Below are 2,919 nucleotides of genomic sequence, written 5' to 3' on the forward strand. Positions count from 1 at the left end.
GTTCTAAACACTAAAGGGACAGACACCCTATAAAAAGTAGAAATCACAGCGAAGAGCAAGCCCAACCGATAACGGACTGTCCATTTTTTATGTTTTCGGTGGAAAACACTAAAGGGACAGACACTGAAGGATCCCCACAAAATTAAATCCTAAGCTCTTGAGCCACTTTAATTTTTTGGTAGAACATTTTTACTGTTATTCGCCAAGATAACATTGTTATCTTGATTTTTATGTTTTTGAAAACCCGTTTTCCCAAGGTGAAGTAACTTAGTACCTTTCTATTCTTGATTGTGTTTGCTTGAAATCGCCTATGAATTCCAAGGGCTTCAGACAGTATTCCAAGCAAAATTAAACAAGTATGAGCTATCGTCCCTATTAGTATTATTATGCCTAGTCGACTTGCGCTATTCGTTCTATGAGTACTCATACCTAGCCCAAATTGGCAAGATTTATGGTCTCTAAAAGCTTCTTCTATTTGCATACGTTTGTCATAAATTCCAACAGCTTGCTTTGCTAATTTAGATCTGGCCCTTAGCGATGTTGCAAGYAACCAGGGGTCTCTAGCTCGACGWGCATTTTTTTTACTGTAGTTTGATTGTTGACGATTTCCCGACGCTGTTTTTGCTATTCGCCCTTTCKGMGGGGATTTATAGAGAACAAGGTTCATTTTATATGGCAAGATATTTCCCATAAACCAACCTTTTAGCAATGTCGGAGTCGATGTTGCCGCTGAAAAAAGTGTTTTACACAGTTGACCATCTTTTCCCTTTTCGCTAACACTGACTCGACCACGAATTCGGCCGACAAAATCCCATCCAARGGCTCGGACACTTTTGAACCACGGTCTCTTAAAACCGGCATCGGTAACAATAATTGGCTTTACTTTATATGGAAGAATGATGGCGAGAGTTTGCAAAAAATGASTATGGGTGGMGGCTTTCTCTTTAGTCTTAAGCTCATGAACTTCCTCATAAAGTGTTAACGAKCGACCTTCAAAAGAAAGGGAGGCTCGTATGAGAAATAACGTTTTTTTCAAATTTAAATCTGACCAATCGACATGAATGATAGGTCGGCTATTTGGACTCACAAGTAAAGTGCAAAGATGTTGATATATAGCGACAACATGCTKTTGGATATGTTGATTTGAACACAACCGWTCAGCCCGTTTAATGGCGTGTTTTTCGTATGCTCGACTTTGAATCCCACGACCTAAATCGGTCACAGTCAATCGCTGTCCAGAAATAGCACTCCTGACACAYGCTTCAAGTGCACCAGCTCTAGTTTTATGCATAGAACTAGAGATGGATGATACGAAATGGGTTAATATTTGGTCTGCATTCATGGTGTTTACTCATTTTATTGTGGTGATAAAAKTGAGATCACTAAACATCATGAATGTTCTTATCTAAATGAATTTATTTACTATTTGTCTCAGATTTGAGGGGATACCTCAGGGACAGACACCTCAAGCACCTATCCACCATTAATAACCCTAATGGGACAGACACCTCAAGCACCTACATCAACTTTACTACTTCAGTGTTTTCATAGATTACACACCGAACTCTCACCGACTCGCATCCATTGTTAATGCCACTATACCTAGCCAGTTTTCACATTACACTTCTAATATATTGAAACTTAATAGGGACTCACAATAAATGACCGTTCCAAGAAGCCAGCTTATCTGCTCTGAAGCCACGCCCTATTATCACATTGTCTCCCGATGTGTCAGGCGCAGTTATCTGTGTGGTGTTGACGCTGTCACGCAACAAAGCTTTGAGCATCGTAGGGGCTGGATTGAAGAGAAACTCAAACAACTCAGTACCGTCTTTTGCATTGATATCTGCGCTTACGCCATTATGAATAACCACTACCATTTAGTCTTGAATATTGATGGTGATGGAGCAAAAATCTTGTCTGAGGAAGAGGTCGTAGAACGCTGGTGCGCACTGCATGAAATGCCCGTTTTGATACAACGCTATATGTCACAGCAACACACTTGTACCGCGACAATTGAGGTGTGCCAGCACATCATTACAGAGTGGCGTGAACGATTAGCGAGCATTAGTTGGTTCATGAAAATTCTCAATCAAACCATTGCGTGTCAGGCCAATGAGGAAGATGGCTGCACTGGGCATTTCTGGGAGGGGCGATTTAAAAGCCAAGCGCTGCTGGATGAAAAAGCACTGCTAACGGCCATGGCTTATGTCGATTTGAACCCGATTCGAGCCACCATGGCGACCTCTTTAGAAACATCTGATTTCACCTCGGTCAAAGAGAGGCTCGCCGCACTCAAAACCAATCAACTGACACCACCTTGCTTGCACCCTTTTATTGGTAATCCAACCAATGAGGTGATTAAAGGCATCCCCTTTCGGTTAGATGATTACCTTGAGTTAGTTGATTGGAGTGGCAAACAGATTAGACCCAACAAGCGAGGGGCGATTAATGCCTCTGCCCCACCCGTTTTAGAACAATTAAACCTTGAACAAAAAGAGTGGCTAAAACTCTGTACGACACTTGAGCAAAACCGAGCCAGTATCGTGGGGGAAGTAAGATCGTACTCCCACGCAATCCATAAGCTGCAACGAAAACGGACCACCGGGCTTAAAATTACCTCTGCCGCATAACGACACTTCGCAATACGCTCAACTCACCTGAAAACCAAGAAAAGATGATTTTCGCGCAAAATACACACTATTTCGATGCTTTTAGGAAGCAACCCCCCATCGATAACATAGAAATGGACAGACCGTTATCGGTTGGGCTTGCGCTTCGCTGTGAGTTTTACTTTTTTATCGGGTGTCTGATGAGATGGTCACCTCTGTCTCGGCATCGCAATGTGCCATGATTAAGGTTCGACAGAATCAACAACAGAGGTGACCACTATGAAATATAAGCTCATTAGTATTGATT

At 42.2% G+C, this 2,919-nt stretch carries 2 protein-coding genes; one reads left to right on the forward strand and one right to left on the reverse strand.

Features of this window, described 5'->3' with window-relative positions; translation table 11 throughout:
• Nucleotides 1–142: 142 nt before the first annotated feature.
• Nucleotides 143–1,342, reverse strand: a complete 1,200-nt coding sequence (locus L4C32_RS20400) for an IS4 family transposase (RefSeq protein ID WP_428198727.1) — start codon at nt 1,340–1,342, stop codon at nt 143–145.
• Between the two features lie 319 nt (nt 1,343–1,661).
• On the opposite strand from L4C32_RS20400, the gene L4C32_RS20405 reads away from it, so the two are divergent.
• Entirely contained in the window at nt 1,662–2,633 is a 972-nt protein-coding gene (locus L4C32_RS20405; RefSeq protein WP_428198728.1) for a transposase, read from the forward strand.
• Nucleotides 2,634–2,919 lie beyond the last annotated feature (286 nt).

It is taken from the genome of Aliivibrio kagoshimensis (genome assembly GCF_050337105.1).
Taxonomy (GTDB): Bacteria; Pseudomonadota; Gammaproteobacteria; order Enterobacterales; family Vibrionaceae; genus Aliivibrio_A; species Aliivibrio_A kagoshimensis.

Coding starts and splice junctions, on each gene's coding strand:
- L4C32_RS20405 (WP_428198728.1), top strand. CDS start 1,662: ATGACCGTTCCAAGAAGCCAGCTTATCTGCTCTGAAGCCACGCCCTAT.